Raw genomic sequence first — 20,612 nt, 5'->3', positions numbered from 1 at the left:
CACGCGGGCGATCGCAACACAGCACTACGAACAGGGAGCGCCGCGTGACCGTCATCGAGAACCAGGCCACGGTCGCATGCACGCAGGAGGAGCTCTTCGACTACTGCGTCGACCTCCGCAACGAGCTCGAGTGGAACCCCAGGGCGGTGTCGATGGAGAAGCTGACGGACGGCCCGATCGGTGTCGGCACAAAGTTCCTGGCCCGCTGGAAGGGAGCCCCATCGGCGATCGAGGTCACGTGCCTGGAGTTCGAGCGTCCACGCCGCTGGGTCCACGACAACGGTGGGCCGATCGCCGTCACCTTCACCGGCGTCGTGGAGCCAGCCGAGGGTGGGTCGCGGCTCAGTGTTCGGTTCGATGCGCGCCCGCGCGGGTGGTTCCGAGTGCTGTTCCCGGTGTTCCTGGTGATGGCGCGCCGGCAGGAGAAGGCCAACATGACCCACCTGCGACGGGCCCTGGAGCGAGGGAGGAGTGAGACGTGAGCACAGGACGAGCGGCGGCCCGGGAGATGCCCATCATCCACCGGATCTTCCGGCGCCAGTTCGCCGAGGTCCGGACGCTGGTACAGGAGGTGCCAGCACACGACGCCACGCGTGTGGCTGCGATCTCCGACCACCTCGGATTCCTGCTCGACGAACTGCACATGCACCACACCACCGAGGACGACCTCATCTGGCCGAAGCTGCTCGACCGCGCGGGTCTCGACGCGCCTCTGGTGGAGCGGATGGAGGAGCAGCACCAGCAGATCGACGTGTCGGTCGCCGAGGTGCGCGCGGCGACCCAGGTGTGGCACTCGGAACCGACCTCGGCGACGTCCTCGGCGCTCGCCGACCGCATCGTCGAGTTCTTGGTCGTCCTCGAAGGACACCTCGACGAGGAGGAGCAGGTCGTCGTGCCCTTGATCGACCGGCACCTCACCGAGACCGAGTGGCAGGAGGTCGGGGAGCGCGGCTTCGAGAAGTTCACACCGGCCCAGCGGTGGATCGCCATGGGTCAGTTGGTCGAGGTCGCGACACCCGAGGAGGCAGCGACGTTCTTCGGCGACCTGCCGGCGCCGGTCAAGGTGCTGTGGCGGTTGATCGGCAAGCGCAAGTACCACAGGTACATCACGCCGGTCCGCGGCCTGCAGGTCGTGTGAACCGGGGGACGCCGTGACCAGGCCATGACCAGAGCGGCCGCCGTTTGCTCCCTCGTGCTCGGGCTGGGCTTCGGGCTACCGGGCTCCTACGGCGCGTGGTGCTACGCGCGGAACGGCGAGGTATGGAGGTTCCTCGGCTTCCCGACCTACGGCGGCGGGCCCTTCGAGCGCTGGGGACTCCCGACCAGCCTCCCGCTGCTCCTCGGCTTCGTGGCCGTGTGCGCCGCCGAGGTGGCGGTGGGTGTGCTGCTCTGGCGCGACACCGCAGCCGCGCCGTGGCTGGCGCTGGCCCTGCTACCGGTCGAGCTCGTGTTCTGGATCGGCTTCGCCCTGCCGTTCGGACCCCTGCTGGGACTCGCGCGCACCGCGCTGGTAGTCGCCGTCCTCGTGTCCGGGGACTGAGCAGAGCCTGTGGGCTCGGAGCGCGATCAGTCGACGGGTCGCAGCGCGAAGGACAAAAGTCAATCGACGATCCGAAGCGCCAGTCGCGGGCAGGCCCGGACCGCTGAGGCGGCGTCGGGGCGCAGGTCGTCGGTGATCGGCCCGGTGACGATCGGATAGCCCCACTCGTCGAGGTCCACGATCTCGGGCAGCAGCTCGTGACACAGGCCGCGGCCCTTGCAGGCGGGCCAGTCGACGCGCAGCTGGTGGCTCACGACGCCAGCCTTCGCGAGCGGTCCGCGGCCAGGCAGCCGCCCGCCGCGTGGGCCAGGATCTCGCCGGGCAGCGCCGCGAACAACGACCTCACCAGCCGCACGGTGCCGTCCGGATGAGCGCATGCTCCCCGGCGTACGACGAGCGAAGCGAGCTCCTCCACCCGGCTGCGTGTGCCCGACCCGTCGAGCACCCGGTGCAGGGACAGGGCGAGCGCGGGCAGCCCGTTGAGGCACGGGCCGCACCTGCGCGCGCTCTGGGAGGCGAGGTAGTCGGTGATCCGCACGGTCACGGCCAGTGGGCACGCGTCCGGCCCCGGCGCGTGCACGACCCCAGCGCCGAGCGCGACGCCCAGCGACCGCATCCCCGGCACCGACACACGCAGGCTCGCCACCGTCTCCCAGGTAGCCCACGAACCGTGGAACCCACCCAACAGCACCGGAGCACCGACCACCGACGGCGGGAGTACGTCACGCATCCGGGCGCCGTACTCCACCTCGTGCACGTGCGGCACGGCGTCGGGCGTCGTGACGCTGAGCAGGGCGGTGCCGGGCTCGCCAGAAGTGCCGAAGCGCCGGTACGCCGTCGCGCCGACGTGCACCAGCAACCCCACGTGGGCCCAGGTCTCGGCGTTCGAGAGCAGGGTCGGCCGGCCACCCACCCCCGACTCTGCCTCCGGCTGCCACGTGGTGACGGGCAGGTTGGTCCGGCCCTCGATCAGCTCCACCACCGCCTTGGCCTGCCCGGCCACGAACCGCGGCTCGGCTGTGTGCTCCACGATCTCCACCGGGTCGTCCCGCTCGGCGAGCGCGCGCCGCAGCCCGGCTGCGGCGAACGGCCGCTCGCCCGGGAGCACGACGTGCACCTTGTTCGCCCTCAGGGCCTGCGCCGCGGCGACCGCACCGTCGAGCACCAGATGGGGACGGGTGAGGGCCAGTGCGGTGTCCTTGCTGCTGGCCGGCTCACCCTCGCTGGCGTTGACCACAACCACGGGCCGCCGGGTCCTCCCGGCGCGCTCGAGCACGGCACCGAGCTTGATCGCGAACGGGAAAGCCGCCCCGCCGCGCCCGCGCAGACCCACCGCGGTGACCAGCTCGGTCAACGTCCGGGTGTCGACATTGGGGACGACGCCGTACTGAGTGCGGTGCGCGGGGAGCGACGGACCCTGCGCGATCCCGGACAGCAACGCCGGCCCCGGGTGCACGTGGAGGTCGTCGGGAAACGGGACCGGCGAGTTCACGACGGGCTCCCGACCAGGTCGCGCTCGCTGCGCAAGCGACCGAGACGCAGCCCGAGTGCGGCCACGACGGCGAGCACGCAGGCGACAGTCGGTAGCACCGCCCACAGCGCGCGTTGCTGGATGTCGGTGCCGATGCCGATCGTGTGCACGACCGCCGCGACCCAGGCAACCCAGGAGAAGACGTGCACTGCGCGCCATCGCCGATGCGTCAGCCGCGACCGGACCAGGCTGGTCACGACCACGACACCGATCAGGTCCAGCGACAAGGCGCCGAGGCCGAGCCAGAGCGGTTCGTAGGACGCCCCAAAAGGCAGCAACGCCTGCCACCACCGGATGTCGACGAAGGTGTCGAGCACCGCAGAGACCACGTGCACGATGAGCGCCACCACGGACAGCAGCGCGAGGTTGCGGTGCACGTGCTGGGTCACGAAACGCGGCACCCCCTGGCCGGGGCGGCCGCCCATCGCCAGCACGCCGAGCACCGTGCTGACGCTGAGAAGCACGAGCAGGGTCAGCCCGGTCGCCCGGTTGAGGTACCAGAGGAAGGGTCCTTCGGTCATGCCGCGCTCCTCTCTCGTGGCCAGGCGCCGGTGCGCGCGACCGCGCCGCGCCGCCCGACCAGGCGTGCCGAGACCGCATGGTCCTCAAGCCAGCCGGTGGCGGCGTCGCCCATCACGATCGCCGCCGTGCTGGCAGTGTTGGCCGCCACGCAGGTGGCGCCGGCGGCCGTGACGGTGCGCCAGGCCCCGGTGGTCGGCAGTCCGGTGCGGGGGTCGAGCAGGTGATGGTGGCGTACGCCGGCCCGGGCCCAGCGGCGCACCGTCGTCGTCGAGGTGGCCAGCCCACCGCCGGCCAGTGCCGTCAGCTCCTCGGCCGGACCGCCAGGTCGCTCCGCCACCACCACCGGCCAGGGCACGCCGTCGGGCGCGGCGACCCGCACGTCACCGCCCACCCCGACGATCGCCGAACACGCCAGCCGCTCTGTCAGCGCCGCAGCGACCAGGTCAGCCGCCCACGCCTTGCCTGTCGCCCCCAGGTCGAGGGCGGTGTGCTCGGGGATCCGCACCCACCCGCCGGGATCGGTGCAGATCTCCCGCCACGCGTCGAGCGGAGGAGGTTCCGGTCGGACGAACGAGCCGGAGGCTCCTTCCTCGATCAGCGCGAAGTCACGGTCGTAGCCGACCTCCACCAGAACCCGGCCGAGCAGCGGGCTGACCAGGCCGTCGGTCTGCCGCGCGGCCTCGCGGCCGACCTGAACCGCAGCCACGAGCAGCGGGTCGACCGCCACCCACTGCCCCGGCTGTGCGTTGACGCGCGTCAGGTCGGAGTCTCGGAACCGGCTGGCTACCTCGTCAACGTCCCGCAGCACCGCGCGCGTGACCGCGAGGGCACGGTCCAGCTCGGCAGGACGGCGTACACCGACGTACACCTCGCTGCCGAGGGCCCGGAACGTCGCATGGCTGGTTGCGGCACCCATGGTCACGATCCGCTCGTCGCGGGAGGCGGCGGAGGCGGGGCTGGTGGCGGTGCGGAGATGGAAGGGCCGGACGACGCGCTGCCCGGGCCGCCGCCGGAACTCGTGGACGAGCTCTGCGTGGGGGCCCGGAGGTCGCCGCCGCCGACAGACTGGGTCACACCAGACGTGACATAGCGCGTGGTCACCCGGGTCCGAGTCGGTCGCTCTCGCAGCACCGGTCGGGTCGATCCCTGCTGCGCACGGGCAACCTGGAACTCGTAGCGGGCGCGCTGCCGGTCCGCCTTGGCCTGCGCAGCCTCGCGCTCGGCCTGCTCGGCCTCGAAGTCGGCAGCGGCCACTCCGACGACCCAGCCGGTAGCGGTCAGCGAGACGGCTGTCGCGGCGCCGGTGACGGCCGCGACAGCCCGACGGTTGCGGTCGCGGGTTCGCGAAGTGATGCGTTTCGTCATGCCGGCCACCCTCGACGCACTCCTGCCAAGCGGGCCTCACAGCAGGGTCAAGGAATCCTCAGGGAGTCGTTGACGCTCTCTTGACCCTGAGGCGAGGCGCGCCTGAGGTGCGTCGGCGGAGCATGCCCACATGAGGATCTTCACCGTCGCCGTCCTGTCCGCCGCCGTGGCCGCCGGCACCGGGGGAGCCGTCGTCGCCTACGACCTCGCCACCCCGCCCGTCCGCTCCGCCGACGAGACAACCACCCCGACCCAGCCTGCGAACGAGTTCCAGCGCCGGGCCACCCGACCCCGATTCGCCCCGTGTAGGCCGCCGGCGAAGCTCGAGCGCGGCACCTGCGTGACCAACGAGGTGCGGACCGTGCTCCTGCCCTCCCCGCAGATCCAGACGCAGCCGGTACGGCAGGCCCGGGCCACCTCCAGCGCCACCAACGCGCCGTCCGACCAGACGGTCCGAGATGACGACCACGACAGCAGGGGCAACGACCTCGACGATCACAACGACCCCGACGACGACCGCGACCACCGCCACCGCGACGACCGCGACCACGACGACCACGACGACCGCGACCACGACGACCGCGACGACGACGACCGCGACCACGATGACCGCGACCACGACGACCGCGAAGACGACTGATTCAGTGACGCGAGACGGGCAGGTCCACCTCGACCAGGGCCCCGCCCTGGGGGGAGCCGCCGGTCCGCAACGAGCCGCCCGCACCGGCCGCCGTACGGGTGGCGATGTCGAGCCCGAGGCCGCTGGTGCCCGGCCTCTCGACGCGGTCGCGGCCGAAGCCGGGACCGCTGTCGCTCACCTTCAGCAGGACGCGGTCATCCGCGTGCCGCAGCTCGACCCGCAGCGCGGTGCCCTCGGGGGTGTGCGCGAAGACATTGTCGACGATCACGTCGACCAGGTCGGTCAGGTCCGTCTCGTTGAGAGCGGTCGGCAGCGGCTCCAAAGGCAGCACCACCTCGAGCGGCCGGCTCTGATCCTCGGCAAGCGGACTCCAGAACGCCATCCTCGCGGCGACGACGGCGGTGGCGTCGCAGCCCGGTGCCAGGTCGGTGCGCACCGGGCGCCTGGCCTCGCGAACAATGGCGTCAACCGTCCGCTGCAGCACCCCGATGTGCTCCTGCAGCCGCTGACCCAGCTCGGGCTCGGCGACCGCCTCGGCGTCCAGGCGCAGCGCGGTCACCGGGGTCCGCAGCCGGTGGGAAAGGTCCGCCACCGCCGCGCGCTCCATCCTCAGCAGCTCCGTTGTCCGCTCCGCCAACCCGTTGAGCGCGCGAGCCAGCTCCTGGGTCTCCTCGGTGCCGGCGACCTCGGCGCGGGCCGTCAGCTCTCCTCCGCGCAGCCGGTGGGCGGTGTCGGCGACCGCCATCAACGGCTCGCTGATCCGGTTGCCGAGCCGGCTCGCGATCGCCAGTGCGGCAGCGAGGAGCACCACCCCGAGCCCGACGATGCCAGCCCAGGCAGGCAGCACGCCGCGATCGAGGTCGTCAGGGCCAACCACGCTGCGTACGACGGCAGTACCGTCGGGACCCACCACCGGCAACAGCACCTGGCCGCCGGTGCCGTCGATGACCGTGAACGCCTCGCCATCCAGCGCCCGCCGCACGTCGGCGTCGTCTGCCATGTCTGGACCCGACCCGAGCTGGCGACCGTCGGCGGTCAGCACCTGGGTGGAGGGCGTGCCGCGTTGGTCGATGCCGGCGACGAGGTCGGCGAGCTGGGTCTCGTCGGTCAGGCCGGACACCAGGATCGCCACGTTGCGCGCCTCCTGGTCGGCCGCCGCCATCGCGCGGTCCTCGGCAAGGGTGCCGACCAGCAGGCAGAGCGGGATCACGAAGGAGACCACGACTGCCGAGGTGGTGGCCACCACCAGCAGCGAGATCCGGCGGCGCATCAAGCGTCCGGCGATACGAGGCGCACTCCGACGCCGCGGACGCTGTGGAGGTAGCGCGGCGCGGCCGCGGTCTCACCCAGCTTGCGCCGCAACAGCGACAGGTGGACGTCGAGCGTGCGGTCGGAGCCGCCGTAGGCCTCCTGCCACACCTCGGCGAGCAGCTCGCGCTTGGTGACGACGTCGCCAGCCCGGGCGGCCAGGGCGAGCAGCAGTTCGAACTCCTTGCGGGCCAGCTCGAGCGGTTCACCGGCCAGCGTGACCGTGCGGGTGCGCTCGTCGACCGACAGGTCGCCGACCCTGATCGGCTCGGCCGGAGCCGTGTCGCGCCCACCTCGCCGGAGTACGGCGCGGATCCGGGCCGCGAGCTGGTCGGTGCCGAAGGGCTTGACGATGTAGTCGTCGGCGCCGTCATCGAGGGCCTTGACCATCGTCGGGTCGTCGTCCTGGGCGGTGATCACGATGATCGGGACCTGGCTCGCCGCGCGAATCATCGAGATCAGGGTCAGCCCCCCGACGTCGGGCAGACCGAGGTCGAGCAGCACCAGCGTCGGCGACTCGGCGAGCACGTGCTCGAGCGCCGCGAGCCCGGTGCTCACCGACGCGACGGCGTAGCCACGATCACCGAGACCACGGTGCACCGCGCGCCGAATGGGCTCGTCGTCCTCGACGACCAGGATGCTGGTCATGCGGAACGGTAACCTGCGCATCCGCTCGCACGCGACGAGCGCGGCTGGAAGGATGCGGGAAGTGAGACCGTCCCGCTTTCTGGCTACCGGCATCGCCGTGTGGATGCTGGTGGTCGCGCTCGGCTCCGCGCTGGTTTGGGTGGTGATCGCGCGGGCGGGCGGCGGCGTGGTGTCCTCGGAGTCGCCGGTCACCACGACGACCGACCAGCCCGACCCCGGACGGACCCGGACGCCGAGGACCAGGCCGAGCACTCCGAGCGCCACGACCGAACCGACCACGGAAGACCCGGTGCGGCGTACCTGGCAGGGGCCGGGCGGTCAGGTCACGATCGCGTGCCGGGATGCAGCAGCTAGTTTTGTCAACGCCATTCCCGACAGCGGCTTCATATTCGAGCTCGACGATCGTGGACCGGGTCGGGTGCGCGTCGAATTCGAACGTGAGACTGACGACGACGAGCGGTCCCGCATAGATGCCTCGTGCGTCGCCGGCACTCCGACCTTCGAACTCGAGGTTGACTCAGACTGAACCAGTAACCATGAAGTGCAGATACGAAGCGGACCAGATTCCGGTCCGAATGCTGCTGTCTGCATCGGGGCTTGGGCGATCGCAAGCCGGGCTCACGGCCGTTGGTCACCAGGCGCCACCCGCAACCCTCTGAGGTCCTGCCGCTCGGGCTCGTCCTTCCGCCGGATACGCCATCCCTCTCAGCCATCGTAGGCACCCAGACCATCGTCGAGCTGGTCTACATTCGGTTCGTCCCCCACTGCTAACCAAATCTGGCAAGCCCTCGGTCAGATCGGCGTCTGCCAGTTGGCGACCACGCCTTGGAGCCGCGTCATCAGCTCAAGCCACAGCCCGCTGACCTGGAGGACGCCGAGTGCCACCATCACCAGCCCGCCGACCAGCATCACCGTGGATGCGTGGCGACGTGCCCACTGCAGGCGGGTCATTGCCCGCGAGACCGAGAACGCCGCCACGATGAAGGGGATCCCCAGCCCGATGCTGTAGGCGAAGGACAGGAAAGCCCCCCGACCGGCGCCGGCGCTGCTGGTGGCCAAGGTGAGCACCGCCGCCAGGGTGGGTCCGATGCACGGGGTCCAACCGAGTCCGAACATGACCCCCAAGAGCGGTGCGCCGGCTAGCCCGGCACGCGGGCGGTAGCCGAGACGCAGGCTGCGGCTCGCGATGGGGAACTTCCAGAACAGGCCGGTGAACATCAGACCGAAGACGATCGTGAGGCCGCCCAAGACCCGGACCAGCGTGTCCTGGTGGGCGATCAGCAGCGCGCCGAAGGTGCCGAACAAGACGCCGTAACTGGTGAACACCGCGGCGAACCCGGCCACGAACAGGACTGCACCCAGGACTACCCGGCGGCTGCCGGGCGCGCGGGTGGTTGGGCGGGCCTCGGTCCCTCTTGCGTTGGAAACCTCGTTGGGAACCTTGATGGCGCACTCGTCGGTGGTCTGATGGCTCTCCGCGCCGGACATGCCGGCGACGTAGGACAGGTATCCGGGCACGAGGGGCAGGCAGCACGGCGAAAGAAAGGAAACGAGGCCGGCCGCGATCGCCAACAGAGCTGCGACCGCGAGGGGTCCTGACATCACCAGGTCGCTGGCGCTCATGGCAACGATGGTCTCGGTCCTGTCCTGGTGAGGCCGCCGCTGTAGCGCGGCGGCTTTGGTACGAATCTAGGCGACGAGCCTGGGCTCGGTGGGCGCGGTTCAGACACCGGCGTAGGAGTGGAGTCCGGTGATCCACAGGTTGACGCCGAAAAAGTTGAACAAGAACGCGGCGTATCCTGCGAGGGCGAACCAGGAGGCTCGCACGCCGCGCCACCCCGCGGTCGCCTGGGCGTGCAGGTGTGCGGCGTAGAAGACCCAGGTGATGAACGCCCAGGTCTCCTTGGGGTCCCAGCCCCAGTACCGGCCCCACGAGTTCTCGGCCCAGATGGCCCCGGCAATCACGGCGAAGGTCCAGATCGGGAAGGCGAAGATGTGCGCGGTGTGGGCCACCTGCTCCAGCGTGCGGGTGGTGGGGAGACTGGCGGCGTAGCGCCCCTTGGGCGCCTGCACCGTGCCGCGCCGCTCTTGACGGTGGCGCACCAGGAATAGGCCGGTCGCGACAGCACCGACAGTGAAGACTCCGCCGCCCGTGATCGCGGCGGCGACGTGGATCACCAGCCAGTACGAGTCCAGCACCGGCACCAGCTGGCCGGCGGGAGTGTAGAGAACAGTGACGGCCAGGCCGAGTGCGAGCAGGACGATGGCCACGATCCAGACGCCGAAGGCGCGTACCGGGCGCCTGGACAGGAACGCCAGGTACGCGGCGCCCGCCGCGAGTGCACACACGAGCACGAACTCGTACATGTTGCCCCAGGGGACCCGCCCGGCCGCGAGACCGCGCGTGACCACACCGCCGAGGTTGAGCAGGAACGCAAGCACGGTCAGCGACGTCCCGACCGCACCCAACAGGCGACCGCTGGAGGGCGGAGCGGCGACCATGGTGCCGGCGCCCGCCAGCCGGTTGTGCGCGGGTGAATCGGGGACGACAGGGGCGGCGCTTGCGACCTGGCCGGCAGCTTCCGCGGCGTAGGCCAGCAGGGCCAGCGCGTAGACGGCGATGGCGGAGTACACCAGACCGTTGGAGAACTGAGCCAGTGTCTGCTCGTCGAAGATCATCTGGGGGTGTCCTTGTTGACGGGTGTGGTGAGGTGCGGGCTGGTGAGTGCGGCTACGAGGTTCTTGATCTCGTTCGGCGGGGGCTCGCGGCGAGTGAGTGAGTAGCCGGCGATCTCGACCATGGTGCCGGCGTCGGCGCTCGGTCGCAGCCGCATCCACAGCCGTCGCCTGCGGACGATCAGGGATGTGGTGAGCCCAACGAACAGGACGATCGCCGCAACGAGGGTGATCTCCTTGCCGGGGTCGTAGGCGATCTGAAAGTTGGCGAACCGGGAGACCCCGTCGAAGGTGAGGGTGCCTTGACCGTCGGGAAGCCGCATCGTCTCCCCGACCGACAGCGCCTGGCTGAACGGTCGCCCATCGCGGCGCACCTGGGTGAGCTCGTCCTTGTCGAGGGTGAACACCGACTGCGGCACTCCGTCGCTCAGGCCGAGGTCACCGGTGAAGGCGGTGAGGAACAGCTGGGGGTTCAGAGTGTCGGGGAACATTGAGTAGGGTCCCTGAGGGCCGACGTCGGCGGTGGGAAAGAAGAACCCCTCGAACGCCAGTTGTGCCGGCTGCGCGTCCGGCGCCTTGATCACGCCCTCGGAGGCGTTGTCAGTGTCCAGCGGCAGGAACAGCACCGGTCCCGTGAAGACGACGCTGTCGCGCCCGTCGCGGACGGTGACGATCGGGGCATACCCGTTGCCGGTGAGGAAGAACTTGGTCTCGTTGACGTCGAGCGGGTGGTTCGGCTCGACGGTGATGGTCTGCTCCTCACCGTTTCCGGCGCGGTAGGCGAGCCTGGCCGCGAACTTCGTCGGTTGCCCCGTGTTGGGGCCGCTGGTCTGGTAGGAGACGTCGAAGTCTTCCAGCCGAAACGACACCGGTTCCAGGTTGTCCACGTCAGTCCACGCGGAGGGGGTGAAGGCGTCGTACTGGGAGAGATCGTTGGCGAACGTCCCGCCCTCGGCGACGGCGACCCTGCCCTCGAACCCGATCAGCTTTCCCCCGGCGATGCCGACCAGGAGCACCAGCAGCGACAGGTGAAAGGCGAGGTTGCCGACTTCGCGTAGGTAGCCGCGCTCGGCCCGGACCTCGTCTGTGGAGGTGAGGACACGGAACCCCCTGCGGCGCAGATGTGCCGCCGCGGTGGCGATGATCTCGGCCGGCTCACCGCTGGTTGTCCAGCTGTGGTGCCCCTCGAGGCGGGCCAGGTTTCGCGGGGCCGGTGGTGGAGCGCTGCGAACCGACTGCCACAGGCGGCGCGAGCGGGGCAGTACGCATCCGGTCATGGAGACCAGCAGCAGCACGTAGATGGCGGCGAACCAGGGGGAGGCGTAGACGTCGAACATCCCGAGCCGGTCCAGCCATGGCGCGACACGGGGGTTCTCTTGGGCGTAGTTGATCACCGCGGCCGGGTCGCTGGCGACGTTGCGCTGTGGGAACAGCGACCCCGGGATCGCGGCGAGCGCGAGCAGCGCGAGCAGCATCACCGCCGTGCGCATCGAGGTCAGATTCCTCCACGCCCAGCGCAGCCACCCCCAGGACGGCGACGCCTGCCCCGGACCGGCTGGGGGGGCTTCGGGCGCTTTCGTCTCGACGTTGGTCACTGTCCGGGGTCCCGTTCCGCGGCAGTCTCGGTGACGATCGTTGACAACGTCGAGCGGTCTGTGGGGCCGACAATTCTGGCCGCGAGGCGACCTTGGGCGTCGACGACAAGGGTGCTCGGCACCGCGCTGGGCGGCAGCGCCGAGCCGAAGGCGAGCACTGCATCACTGGAAGTGTCGGTGGTGATGCTGGGGTACTCGATGCCGTAGCTGTCCTCGAACGCCCGCGCCGCGGCGTTGTTGTCGCGCACGTTGATCCCGACGAACCGCACGCCAAGGTTCCGCGTCTCCTCCGCCACTCGCTTCAGGACGGGGGCTTCGGTGCGACACGGGGCACACCACGAGCCCCAGACGTTGTAGACGATCACCTGGCCGTCCAGGTCGGTGCTGTCGAACGGTCCGCCATCGAGCAGCTCGCCGGTGAACGGCTTCACCTGGCGCCGGTCCTCAGCCGCGATGACCTCAACGACCCCGTCGCTCGCGGTGGGGGTTCGCGCGCGGTCGCCGGCGCAGGCCGAGGTAGTCACGGCCACAGCAATCAGGCAGGTCAGGCCGGGCAGGCGGGATCTCGACCGGCTGGCCCTCATGATTGAGCTCCTCCAGAGCAACGTGAGCAGGGTGCTTCGGATCGCGCCACTGTCAGATCCGTACTCTACGGAGCAGCAACCAAGCGCACCGCGCCGGGACCGCCGACAGAAGAAGGTAGGGAATGGGACGACACAGCCGCGGCGCGCGCATCCTGATGGGCGCAGCCGCTGGGGTCGCGACAGTCGCCCTGCTGACCGCCTGTGGCGGACCAGCCACTCAGGCCTCGCTGGAGCACTTCGAGGCTCCGCCGGTCAAGCCGATCAAGGTAGACGGGCTCGACCGCTGCGGCGGGATGGAACGTGAGAGCTCCGGGGACGAGAGCTCCGACCAGCTGCCCGAGGCGGACCTGCCGTGCTTCAACGAGGCGCGGGCGGTGGACACGTCCCGATTGGCCGGCCCGGCGGTGGTCAACCTATGGGCGTCGTGGTGTGGACCCTGCCGCAAGGAGATGCCGATGCTGGCGGACGCGGCCCTGGATAACCCCGATGTCCGGTTCGTCGGCATCAACACCCAGGACCGACCTGAGGCGGCCGCAGATCTCCTTGCTCGGACTGGCGTGACGTACCCACAGCTGGTGGACGTCGACGCGGTCGTGCTCGGCTACACGCGCGTCCCGGGCCTGCCGGTGACTCTGGCCTTGGACACCGACGGCAGGGTCGTGGACCGGGTGATCGGCGAGATCTCCGGCGAGGAGCTCGCCACGCTGCTGCAGTCGCTGGCAGAGCAGGAGTGACCGGTGCCACCCGCGCCTGCGACTCCTCTTCCGACCCGAACGGCCCAAGCTCGCGAGACAACACCGTCGCTCGTCGCACGGCCCCTGCGCCGCCACCTGCTGGCACGACTCGCGGCGACATCGCTGGTCGGTGTCGCCGCCGCCGGAGCCAGCGCTCCGTGGGAGCACCGCTGGCTCCTGCCGTTGGCGGTCGCGGCGCTGGTGCTCCTGCTTCAGCGGGTGCCGCTGTGCCACGCGTTCCTCCTCGGGCTGCTGTTCGGGCTTGGCTTCACGCTTGCGTTGACGGCGTGGATGCGGGCCGTCGGCACCGACGCTTGGCTGCTGCTGAGCCCTGTCGTGGCCGCGTACTACGCCCTTGCGGCGGTCGGCATCGCGCTCGTGAGTCGGTTGCGCGGCTGGCCGTGGTGGACGGCGGGTGTGTGGGTGGCGGTCGAGACCGCGATGTCGGCCTGGCCGCTGGGTGGCTTCCCGTGGACCCGGATGGCGTGGGCCACCGTGGACACCCCGTTCGCGCTGTGGCTGCCTTGGGTCGGCGCCACCGGCGTCAGCTTTCTGGTCGCCTTGACCGGTGCCACGCTTGCCTGGGTGATCTGTGAGGGCAGGGCCCGCCCCGTGAGGGCGGTCCTGGTCATTGGGGCCGCGCTCCTGGTCGGCTCCGTGCCTGTGGTGTTCACACCTGAGTCGTTGACATTGTCCTGGGAAGCCGGCCTGCCGACCGTGACGGTCGCCGCGGTGCAAGGCGATGTGCCCGGCGCCGGAAACGACTTGGTCGCCGTTCACGAGCAGGTGACCGAGAACCACGTGCAGGCCACCGTCGACCTCGCCCAGCAGGTGCAGTCCGGCGCAGTGCCGCAGCCCGACTTCGTGCTGTGGCCGGAAAACTCCACCGCGGTCGACCCGTTGCGCGACGAGCAGACCAACTCAGTGATATCCCGGGCCGCGGCGGCGATCGGAGTGCCGGTGCTGGTGGGCGCCATCGTCGACGGCCCTCGCCCAGACGCCGTGCTCAACCAGGGGCTGGTGTGGCTACCGGACGGTTCTACCGGAGAGCGCTACACCAAACGTCACCCGGTTCCATTCGGCGAGTACGTGCCTTTTCGCAGCCAGCTCTCCGGACTCAGAATCGGGCGCCTGGACATGGTCCCGCGCGACATGATCGCCGGCACTCGCACCCGGCCGCTCGACATCGCCGGCATCCGCGTCGCGGACCTGATCTGCTTCGACGTGGCGTTCGACGACTCCGTCACCGCCCAGATCGAGAACGGCGCCCAACTGGTGACCGTGCAGACCAGCAACGCCACCTTCACCGGGACCCCGCAGTTGCAGCAGCAGTTCACCATCAGCCGGGCCCGTGCCATGGAGACCGGCCGCACCGTGGTGGTCGCCTCCACCAACGGCATCAGCGGCGTCATCGGCCCGGACGGCACAGTCCTTGACCAGTTGGCCCCCCGGACGACCGACATCGCGGTCGCTCAGGTCCCCCTGATCGACGCGCGGACTCCGGCAGTGCGCTACGGCTCGCTGATCGGACAACTTCTGTCCCTGGTTGGCGTTGCAGCCATCATCACAGCAGCCGCGGCGCCCGTCCGACGCAGACTCCCGAGGGTGCGCCGCCTTCGTGGATGGCGTACGCGCCGACACCAGCAAGACCCCAGCTGAGCTGTGGCACCGACCCAGTGGGCGACAGGGCCAATCCTCTCGGACCGGGCGCACGCGACCCGGCTGAGTCGACCAGCCCGTCCCGCGACTCTCACCTGGTCAGAGAGGGCGGCCGTATCACCATGTCTGCGGCGATGGGTGCGCACTCGCGTGTTGTCACAGGCCGAACGCGCCGCCCTCGATCAGGATGACGAGGCCGAGTACGATGAGGACGAGCGGGAACAGGATGTGCTCCCAACGCTCCAGCACCTCAGCGATCGGCTTGCGGGTGGCCACGAACTTGGCGGCCAGGACCAGAACGACGACAAGGGCCAGGAACACGACGCAATAGGCGACGAGGGCGCCGGTGCCGACAGCAAGGAACACCGGCACGTAGACCCCGATGTTGTCGCCACCGTTGGCAAAGGTGACTGCCGCCACGGCGAGGGCGCTGATCGGCCTGTCGGCGAAACTGTCGTCGTCATCATCTCCGTTGCGCCACACCTGCCAGGCTGCGTATCCCCCCAGCAGGAGCGGGATCAGGCCGAAGTACGGGATGGCGTCGTCGGGTAGGAACAGTCCCGCTCCGAAGGTCACCGCGACTGAGGCCAGGAGGATGCCACCGAACCCGAGGTACTGCCCGACGACGATCCTGGTAGTGGTACCTGATTGACCGGCTCCGCGTGCGAAGAACAGGGACAGAACAATGATGTCGTCGATGTTGGTGACCAGGAACAGGCCAATTGCCTGCAAGGCGGTGGTGAACAAGTCCAAGTCTCCTTCCGTGCTCGTCGATGTCGACGCTTTTCGTCGACCCTCTCGATAGGACTGTGGGTGCTCGTCGGCTGCGCGACCGAGTCCAGTTCCCGGGCGCGCAGCGATTGCCCAGTCACTCAGCGCGTTGAGTTGGCCCGCCTGAGAAGCGAAAACGCACACCTTGCTCTCGCCCGTCGCACAATCTTGGTGGGCCAGGCTGATCGAGACGGACTCTGAGGGTTCCAGACCATGAACGGGCTGGCCGTCGCAGTCTGCGGCTGTTCAGCGAGGCCAGGTTGGTCGTCATCGAATACCTGTCATGGCTCGTTGGTCCTCGGGGGGGCGGGGTGGTGGTCCGCCGCCGGCTCCGGAGTATTCATCGGCCGTTCGGGGCGGGCGTGCAGCACGGCGATCACGATGAAGCCGGTGACCAGGAAGGTGTCGGCGAGGTTGAAGGTGGGCCACCAGCCGGTGTGCAGGTAGTCGGTAACCCGGCCGTCGCGGGCGCGGTCGACAAGGTTGGCGACGGCGCCGCCGATCACGGCGCCTCCGGCGATCCGCTCGACCCACCCCGCTTGGGGGGCCCTGCGCCAGGCGTACACCGTGATGGCGACGGCGATAGCGGCGGTGATGGCCACGATCACCCCGGCGGGCAATGTGTTGCCCACGCTGAATGCCACGCCGGAGTTGTAGGCCAACCGCAGCTGCAGCAGCCCCAGGTCGATCGCGGAGTCAGCGAGCCGGACCTCTGATGCAGCCTTGGCTGCCAAGTCGACCGTGGCCACCATCGCCGCTGCGAGCAGGACTACGACGCGACCCGTTCGCGCGCGTTTGCGGGGCTCGCCGGGACCGTGGCTCACCTTGCTGGGGCTTCCGCCGGCGCCGCAACGGTCGTGGGCGTGGGTGCGGGTGCGGGAGGGAGGGGGCGGACGCGGCCGGCGCGGACGCCGTTGCCGATCACGAAGATCTCGGCGACCTCGTGGACCAGCACGACCGCGGCCAGCCCCAGCACCCCGAAAGCGGCGAGCGGGATCAGGATGGCGATCAGGCCGAGGGAGAGGCCGACGTTCTGCAGCATGATCGACCGGGCCCGGCGGGCGTGGGTCAGGGTGTGCGGCAGGTGGCGCAGGTCCTCGCCCATGAGGGCGACGTCGGCGGTCTCGATGGCCACGTCGCTGCCCATGGCGCCCATCGCGATGCCGACGTCGGCCGTGGCCAGCGCGGGGGCGTCGTTGACGCCGTCGCCGACCATCGCGGTCGGCCGGTTCTCGCGGAGCCGGGCGATGATGGCGGACTTGTCCTCGGGGCGGAGCTCGGCGTGCACGTCGGTAATCCCGGCCTGGGCGGCCAGCGCGACGGCGGTGCGTTCGTTGTCGCCGGTGAGCATGGCGACCTGGTAGCCGCCGGCCCGGAGCCGAGCCACTACCTCGGCGGCCTCGAGGCGCAGGTCGTCGCGGACCGCGACGGCGCCGATCACGGCCCCGTCGTACTCGACCAGCACCGCGGTGGCGCCCGCTTCCTGCATCGCGACGACCGGGTCGGCGAGATCGCCGGCCGGGATCCAGCCGGGCCGGCCGAGCCGGGCGCTGCGGCCGTCGATGGTGCCGGTGAGGCCGGCGCCGGTGACCGATTCGACGCCGGTGGCGTCGCGGTGGTCGGGGACGGCGGCGAGGATGGCGCGAGCCAGGGGGTGCTCGCTGCGGGACTCCAGGGCGGCCGCGATGTCGAGGACCTGCTCCCGGGTCTGGCCGGGTGCCGTGGCAACCTCGACGACGGAGGGTTGGTTGCGGGTCAGGGTGCCGGTCTTGTCCAGGGCGACGGCACGGATCCGGCCGAGGGCCTCAAGTGCGGCACCGCCCTTGACCAGGGCGCCGATGCGGCTTGCGGCGCCGATGGCGGCGACCACCGTGACCGGCACGGAGATCGCCAGCGCACACGGGGAGGCCGCAACCAGGACCACGAGGGCGCGCTCGATCCAGGTCGCGGGGTCGCCGAGCAGGCTGCCGGTGATGGCGATGACTGCCGCGAGGACCATGATCCCGGGCACCAGGGGCTTGGCGATCCGGTCCGCCAGTCGCTGGGCGTTGCCCTTGCGGGACTGCTCGGCCTCCACGATGGTGACGATCCGGGCCAGGGAGTTGTCCTCGGCGGTGGTGTTGACCTCGACCTCGAGGACGCCGGTGCCGTTGATGGACCCGGCGTAGACGGTGTCGCCGGGGCCGGCTTCGACCGGGACGGACTCGCCGGTGAGGGCGGAGACGTCCAGGGCGGTGCGTCCGGTACGGATCACGCCGTCGGTGGCGACCCGTTCGCCGGGCCGGACCAACAACAGGTCGCCGATGGCGAGGTCGGCTGGGGCGACAATGACCTGGGTGCCGTCGCGCAGGATGGTGGCCTCGGCCGGGACCAGCGAGAGCAGGGCGCGCAGGCCGCGGCGGGTGCGGGCGACGGCGTACTCCTCCAAGCCTTCGCTGATGGAGTAGAGGAACGCCAGCATGGCGGCCTCGGCGACCTCGCCGAGGATGACCGCACCGACGGCGGCGATCGTCATCAAGGTGCCGACGCCGATCTTGCCCTTGGCGAGCCGCCGCAGCGTACTGGGGACGAACGTCCAGGCCCCCAGAGCCAGCGCGATCGCGTTCAATCCGGTCACCACGGACCCCGAGGCGTCGTTGAGGTCGGCGATGAAGCCGGCGATCAGGAAGACGCCGGCGGCCGCGGCGAACCGCAGCTCGCTGACCTCCCACAGCCGTTCGGGCTCGTGCTCCTCCAGATCGCCATCGTTGTTGCGGGGTTCGTCGTTGCCGCAGCCGCAGGCGTCCGTCATCGTGCTTCTTCCTCAGTCGGGGTGGGGGTGGTTCTGGTGGTGGCCTCGGTGTGGTTATCGCCCGGGCCGTAGTTAGGGCAGAGCTCCACCGCCTCGCCGGTCAAAGCGAGCAGCTGTTCGGCCGCGCCGAGCAGGTCCATCAGCTCGGGGTGGGCGATGGAGTAGAACATCTGCCGGCCCTCAGGCCGGCCAACGATCAGGCCGCAGTCACGCAGGCAGGCGAGATGGCCCGACACGGTGCCCTGTGCCAGATTCAAGGTCTTTGTGAGGTCTACCACGCGGCGCTCGCCGTGAGCGAGCTGGCGGATGATTGCCAGCCGGTTGCGGTCCGCGAGGCCGTGGAACAGAGCCGCGCCGCGGCGCAACGCCGGGTCGGCCTTATCCGTTGTCATTGCCATAGACCGATGATAACTTCGGACTCATTGATCGTCCAGTTCCGCTGACAGCGGACATCTGAATGGGCTCTACTGGTGACAGCAATGACGCACCACGAGCTGGACGGGACGCGCGAGCCGAAAACGGAGGAGGAAGTGGGTCCGCTCATGCGAGTGCTGCTCCGGCGACGCGGCCCGGTGCTGGTGGCGGCGCTGCTGCTCATGACTCTGGCTGGCGTGGCCGGGCGGGATGCCGGAGACAAGCTGAGCTCCGGTGCGTACCTGGATCCGTCCGCGGAGTCGCAACGTGCGTCGGAGCTGTTGACTCGGGAGTTCCCTGGCGGGCCGCCGAACTTGGTCCTGGTCGCCGAGTCGACCACCAGTGATGTCGACTCTGCGGCAGCCGTGGAGTCTGGGCGCGAGCTCACCGAGCGGCTTGCCGGGACGCCCGGCGTTGGTGGCGTGCAGTCCTACTGGGCGACCCCGGATCCGTCGTTGCGTGCAGCGGACGGCCGGTCCGCGCTGGTCGCGGTGCAGCTGATCGGCGGCGAGAGCGCGGCACAGGAGGCCGCGGCGAGGATCATCGACGACCTCGAGCAGGATCCGGGGCCGCTGCGGGTGAGCGCTACCGGGCCCGCCGCGGTCGGGCTGGCGGTCGATGAGCAGGCGGAGAGCGACCTGGTCTCTGCGGAGATGGTGACCTTGCCGATCACCCTGCTGGTGCTGCTGCTGGTCTTCGGCTCCGCGATCGCTGCCGGTCTGCCGCTGCTGGTGGGTGCCGGCGCGGTGGTCGGCACGCTGGCGGTGCTGGGACTGCTGACCGAGGTCACCACGATGTCGACCTACGCGCTGAACCTGACCACCGCGCTCGGGTTCGGGCTGGCGGTGGACTACAGCCTGTTCCTGGTCACCCGGTTCCGCGAGGAACGCCGCACCGGCCGCTCGGTGGAGGCCTCGGTGGTGGTCGCCGTGCGCACGGCGGGCCGCACGGTGGTGTTCTCCGCGGTCACGGTGGCGCTCTCGCTCTCGGCTCTGCTGCTGTTCCCGATGCCCTTCCTCCGCTCACTGGGGTATGCCGGGATCGCGGTCACCGCGCTGGCCGCGCTCGCCGCGGTGGTCGTGGTCCCGGCGATGCTGGGCCTGGTCGGGCACAGGCTGGACCGGGCCGACCTGTTCGCCCCGATCCGCCGGCGGATGACCCGGCGCCGCTCGGGAGTGGGGGAGGACCGGTTGGTCTGGCACCGGATCGCTGCCCTGGTGATGCGCCGTCCCGTGTTGGTCCTGGTCTCGGTCAGCGCGGTGCTGATCTTGCTGGTGCTGCCCTTCGCCGGGGTGCGGTTCGGGCTGCTGGACCACCGCACCCTTCCCGCCGACCACCCCGTGGCCGAGACCGCCGAACAGCTGGCAGCGGACTTCCCAGGCGCGGCCGAGGACCCGATCACCGTGGTGATACCAGAACGCGACGCCACGCCCGTCGGCGAGAGCGAGCTGGACGAGTACGCCGCCCGGCTCGCGACCCTGCCCGGGGTGGCGGCCGCGGAGACCGCCACCGGCCGGTACGTCGACGGGCCAGCGACCCCTGCGACCGGCCTGCAGGCTGAGGGTTTGAAGGCCCGTTACGCCTCGGCAGCCGGAGTCTGGGTGGCCGTCACGGCCTCGGCCGCGGACCCCGCCGACGCCCGCAGCGTCGTACGTGACATCCGTGACCAGCCGGCACCGGGGGAGGTGCTGGTGGGCGGCCCAGCAGCCACCCTGGTCGATGCCACCGACACGATCGCCGACCGGTTGCCGTGGGCACTAGGGCGTGTCTCCCAAAGATCGGCGGGGATGGCCGGGATTGTTGACGCATGTCGCGTTCTGCCGTGTTGAACGAC

23 protein-coding genes are annotated in these 20,612 nt (G+C 70.3%); 8 read left to right on the top strand and 15 right to left on the bottom strand.

What is annotated here, in order from left to right; translation table 11 throughout:
• Positions 1-44: 44 nt before the first annotated feature.
• From Q1B24_RS13835 to Q1B24_RS13825, 3 genes are read left to right on the top strand one after another with little or no spacing between them, the layout of a single operon-like run.
• On the top strand, positions 45-482 hold the full coding sequence (locus Q1B24_RS13835) for an SRPBCC family protein (RefSeq protein WP_299929622.1): 438 nt from the start codon (positions 45-47) through the stop codon (positions 480-482).
• On the top strand, positions 479-1,138 hold the full coding sequence (locus tag Q1B24_RS13830; RefSeq protein ID WP_299929619.1) for a hemerythrin domain-containing protein: 660 nt from the start codon (positions 479-481) through the stop codon (positions 1,136-1,138). Before Q1B24_RS13835 ends, Q1B24_RS13830 begins: the two co-directional genes overlap by 4 nt.
• 24 nt (positions 1,139-1,162) lie before the next feature.
• Entirely contained in the window at positions 1,163-1,540 is a 378-nt protein-coding gene (locus Q1B24_RS13825; RefSeq protein ID WP_299929616.1) for a hypothetical protein, read from the top strand.
• A 59-nt stretch (positions 1,541-1,599) separates the two neighbouring features.
• On the opposite strand, the gene Q1B24_RS13820 is transcribed toward Q1B24_RS13825, so the two are convergent.
• The 5 genes from Q1B24_RS13820 to Q1B24_RS13800 are packed head-to-tail and all read right to left on the bottom strand — an operon-like array spanning position 1,600 to position 4,958.
• Positions 1,600-1,794 (bottom strand): ferredoxin, encoded by a 195-nt coding sequence (locus tag Q1B24_RS13820; protein WP_299929613.1) that lies wholly within the window; start codon positions 1,792-1,794, stop codon positions 1,600-1,602.
• Complete coding sequence (locus Q1B24_RS13815) at positions 1,791-3,032, bottom strand: NADH-ubiquinone oxidoreductase-F iron-sulfur binding region domain-containing protein (protein ID WP_299929610.1); 1,242 nt, start codon at positions 3,030-3,032, stop codon at positions 1,791-1,793. The genes Q1B24_RS13820 and Q1B24_RS13815 overlap by 4 nt, the downstream gene beginning before the upstream one ends.
• Positions 3,029-3,592, bottom strand: a complete 564-nt coding sequence (locus Q1B24_RS13810; protein ID WP_299929607.1) for a ferric reductase-like transmembrane domain-containing protein — start codon at positions 3,590-3,592, stop codon at positions 3,029-3,031. The genes Q1B24_RS13815 and Q1B24_RS13810 overlap by 4 nt, the downstream gene beginning before the upstream one ends.
• Positions 3,589-4,509 carry an FAD:protein FMN transferase gene (locus tag Q1B24_RS13805; protein ID WP_299929600.1) on the bottom strand — a complete coding sequence of 307 codons (921 nt, stop codon included), beginning with the start codon at positions 4,507-4,509 and terminating at the stop codon, positions 3,589-3,591. Before Q1B24_RS13805 ends, Q1B24_RS13810 begins: the two co-directional genes overlap by 4 nt.
• Before the next feature lie 2 nt (positions 4,510-4,511).
• A complete protein-coding gene (locus Q1B24_RS13800; RefSeq protein WP_299929597.1) occupies positions 4,512-4,958 on the bottom strand; it encodes a hypothetical protein in 447 nt (148 codons plus the stop codon).
• Positions 4,959-5,088: 130 nt separating this feature from the next.
• Between Q1B24_RS13800 and Q1B24_RS13795 the strand changes: the two genes are divergently transcribed.
• On the top strand, positions 5,089-5,598 hold the full coding sequence (locus Q1B24_RS13795; RefSeq protein ID WP_299929594.1) for a hypothetical protein: 510 nt from the start codon (positions 5,089-5,091) through the stop codon (positions 5,596-5,598).
• A 1-nt stretch (position 5,599) separates the two neighbouring features.
• Here Q1B24_RS13795 and Q1B24_RS13790 read toward each other — a convergent pair whose 3' ends face one another.
• Positions 5,600-6,868 carry a HAMP domain-containing sensor histidine kinase gene (locus Q1B24_RS13790; protein WP_299930200.1) on the bottom strand — a complete coding sequence of 423 codons (1,269 nt, stop codon included), beginning with the start codon at positions 6,866-6,868 and terminating at the stop codon, positions 5,600-5,602.
• The gene (locus Q1B24_RS13785) at positions 6,868-7,554 is read right to left on the bottom strand and encodes a response regulator transcription factor (protein WP_299929592.1); all 687 of its coding nucleotides are present in this window, start codon (positions 7,552-7,554) and stop codon (positions 6,868-6,870) included. Before Q1B24_RS13785 ends, Q1B24_RS13790 begins: the two co-directional genes overlap by 1 nt.
• On the opposite strand from Q1B24_RS13785, the gene Q1B24_RS13780 reads away from it, so the two are divergent.
• Positions 7,553-8,080, top strand: coding sequence for a hypothetical protein (locus tag Q1B24_RS13780; RefSeq protein ID WP_299929588.1), 528 nt, complete (start codon positions 7,553-7,555; stop codon positions 8,078-8,080). The two genes, Q1B24_RS13785 and Q1B24_RS13780, sit on opposite strands and share 2 nt — an antisense overlap.
• A gap of 266 nt (positions 8,081-8,346) precedes the next feature.
• On the opposite strand, the gene Q1B24_RS13775 is transcribed toward Q1B24_RS13780, so the two are convergent.
• From Q1B24_RS13775 to Q1B24_RS13760, 4 genes are all read right to left on the bottom strand, one after another.
• Positions 8,347-9,177 carry a cytochrome c biogenesis protein CcdA gene (locus tag Q1B24_RS13775; protein ID WP_299929585.1) on the bottom strand — a complete coding sequence of 277 codons (831 nt, stop codon included), beginning with the start codon at positions 9,175-9,177 and terminating at the stop codon, positions 8,347-8,349.
• 99 nt (positions 9,178-9,276) lie between these two features.
• Complete coding sequence (gene ccsB, locus Q1B24_RS13770) at positions 9,277-10,233, bottom strand: c-type cytochrome biogenesis protein CcsB (RefSeq protein WP_299929582.1); 957 nt, start codon at positions 10,231-10,233, stop codon at positions 9,277-9,279.
• On the bottom strand, positions 10,230-11,825 hold the full coding sequence (locus Q1B24_RS13765) for a cytochrome c biogenesis protein ResB (RefSeq protein ID WP_299929580.1): 1,596 nt from the start codon (positions 11,823-11,825) through the stop codon (positions 10,230-10,232). Before Q1B24_RS13765 ends, ccsB begins: the two co-directional genes overlap by 4 nt.
• Positions 11,822-12,409 (bottom strand): TlpA disulfide reductase family protein, encoded by a 588-nt coding sequence (locus tag Q1B24_RS13760; RefSeq protein WP_299929577.1) that lies wholly within the window; start codon positions 12,407-12,409, stop codon positions 11,822-11,824. The genes Q1B24_RS13765 and Q1B24_RS13760 overlap by 4 nt, the downstream gene beginning before the upstream one ends.
• Before the next feature lie 122 nt (positions 12,410-12,531).
• On the opposite strand from Q1B24_RS13760, the gene Q1B24_RS13755 reads away from it, so the two are divergent.
• Together Q1B24_RS13755 and lnt are read left to right on the top strand one after the other, a co-directional pair.
• Positions 12,532-13,143, top strand: a complete 612-nt coding sequence (locus Q1B24_RS13755; protein ID WP_299929574.1) for a TlpA disulfide reductase family protein — start codon at positions 12,532-12,534, stop codon at positions 13,141-13,143.
• A gap of 3 nt (positions 13,144-13,146) precedes the next feature.
• Positions 13,147-14,802 (top strand): apolipoprotein N-acyltransferase, encoded by a 1,656-nt coding sequence (gene lnt, locus Q1B24_RS13750; RefSeq protein ID WP_299929571.1) that lies wholly within the window; start codon positions 13,147-13,149, stop codon positions 14,800-14,802.
• A gap of 156 nt (positions 14,803-14,958) precedes the next feature.
• Here the strand turns inward: lnt and Q1B24_RS13745 are convergent, their stop codons facing one another.
• From Q1B24_RS13745 to Q1B24_RS13730, 4 genes are all read right to left on the bottom strand, one after another.
• Positions 14,959-15,555: a cadmium resistance transporter gene (locus Q1B24_RS13745; RefSeq protein ID WP_299929568.1), complete on the bottom strand. Its 597-nt coding sequence runs from the start codon at positions 15,553-15,555 to the stop codon at positions 14,959-14,961.
• Between the two features lie 299 nt (positions 15,556-15,854).
• Positions 15,855-16,397, bottom strand: a complete 543-nt coding sequence (gene lspA / locus Q1B24_RS13740) for a signal peptidase II (RefSeq protein ID WP_299929566.1) — start codon at positions 16,395-16,397, stop codon at positions 15,855-15,857.
• Positions 16,394-18,364: a heavy metal translocating P-type ATPase gene (locus Q1B24_RS13735; RefSeq protein ID WP_299929563.1), complete on the bottom strand. Its 1,971-nt coding sequence runs from the start codon at positions 18,362-18,364 to the stop codon at positions 16,394-16,396. Before Q1B24_RS13735 ends, lspA begins: the two co-directional genes overlap by 4 nt.
• Positions 18,361-18,762 carry a metalloregulator ArsR/SmtB family transcription factor gene (locus Q1B24_RS13730; protein WP_299929560.1) on the bottom strand — a complete coding sequence of 134 codons (402 nt, stop codon included), beginning with the start codon at positions 18,760-18,762 and terminating at the stop codon, positions 18,361-18,363. Before Q1B24_RS13730 ends, Q1B24_RS13735 begins: the two co-directional genes overlap by 4 nt.
• 81 nt (positions 18,763-18,843) lie before the next feature.
• On the opposite strand from Q1B24_RS13730, the gene Q1B24_RS13725 reads away from it, so the two are divergent.
• Positions 18,844-20,607, top strand: coding sequence for an MMPL family transporter (locus Q1B24_RS13725; protein WP_366916509.1), 1,764 nt, complete (start codon positions 18,844-18,846; stop codon positions 20,605-20,607).
• Positions 20,608-20,612: the final 5 nt, after the last annotated feature.

Source organism: uncultured Nocardioides sp. (genome assembly GCF_947488025.1).
GTDB lineage: Bacteria > Actinomycetota > Actinomycetes > Propionibacteriales > Nocardioidaceae > Nocardioides.
The sequence above is the reverse complement of the archived record's forward strand: the minus strand, read 5'-3'. Positions and strand labels throughout refer to the sequence as shown.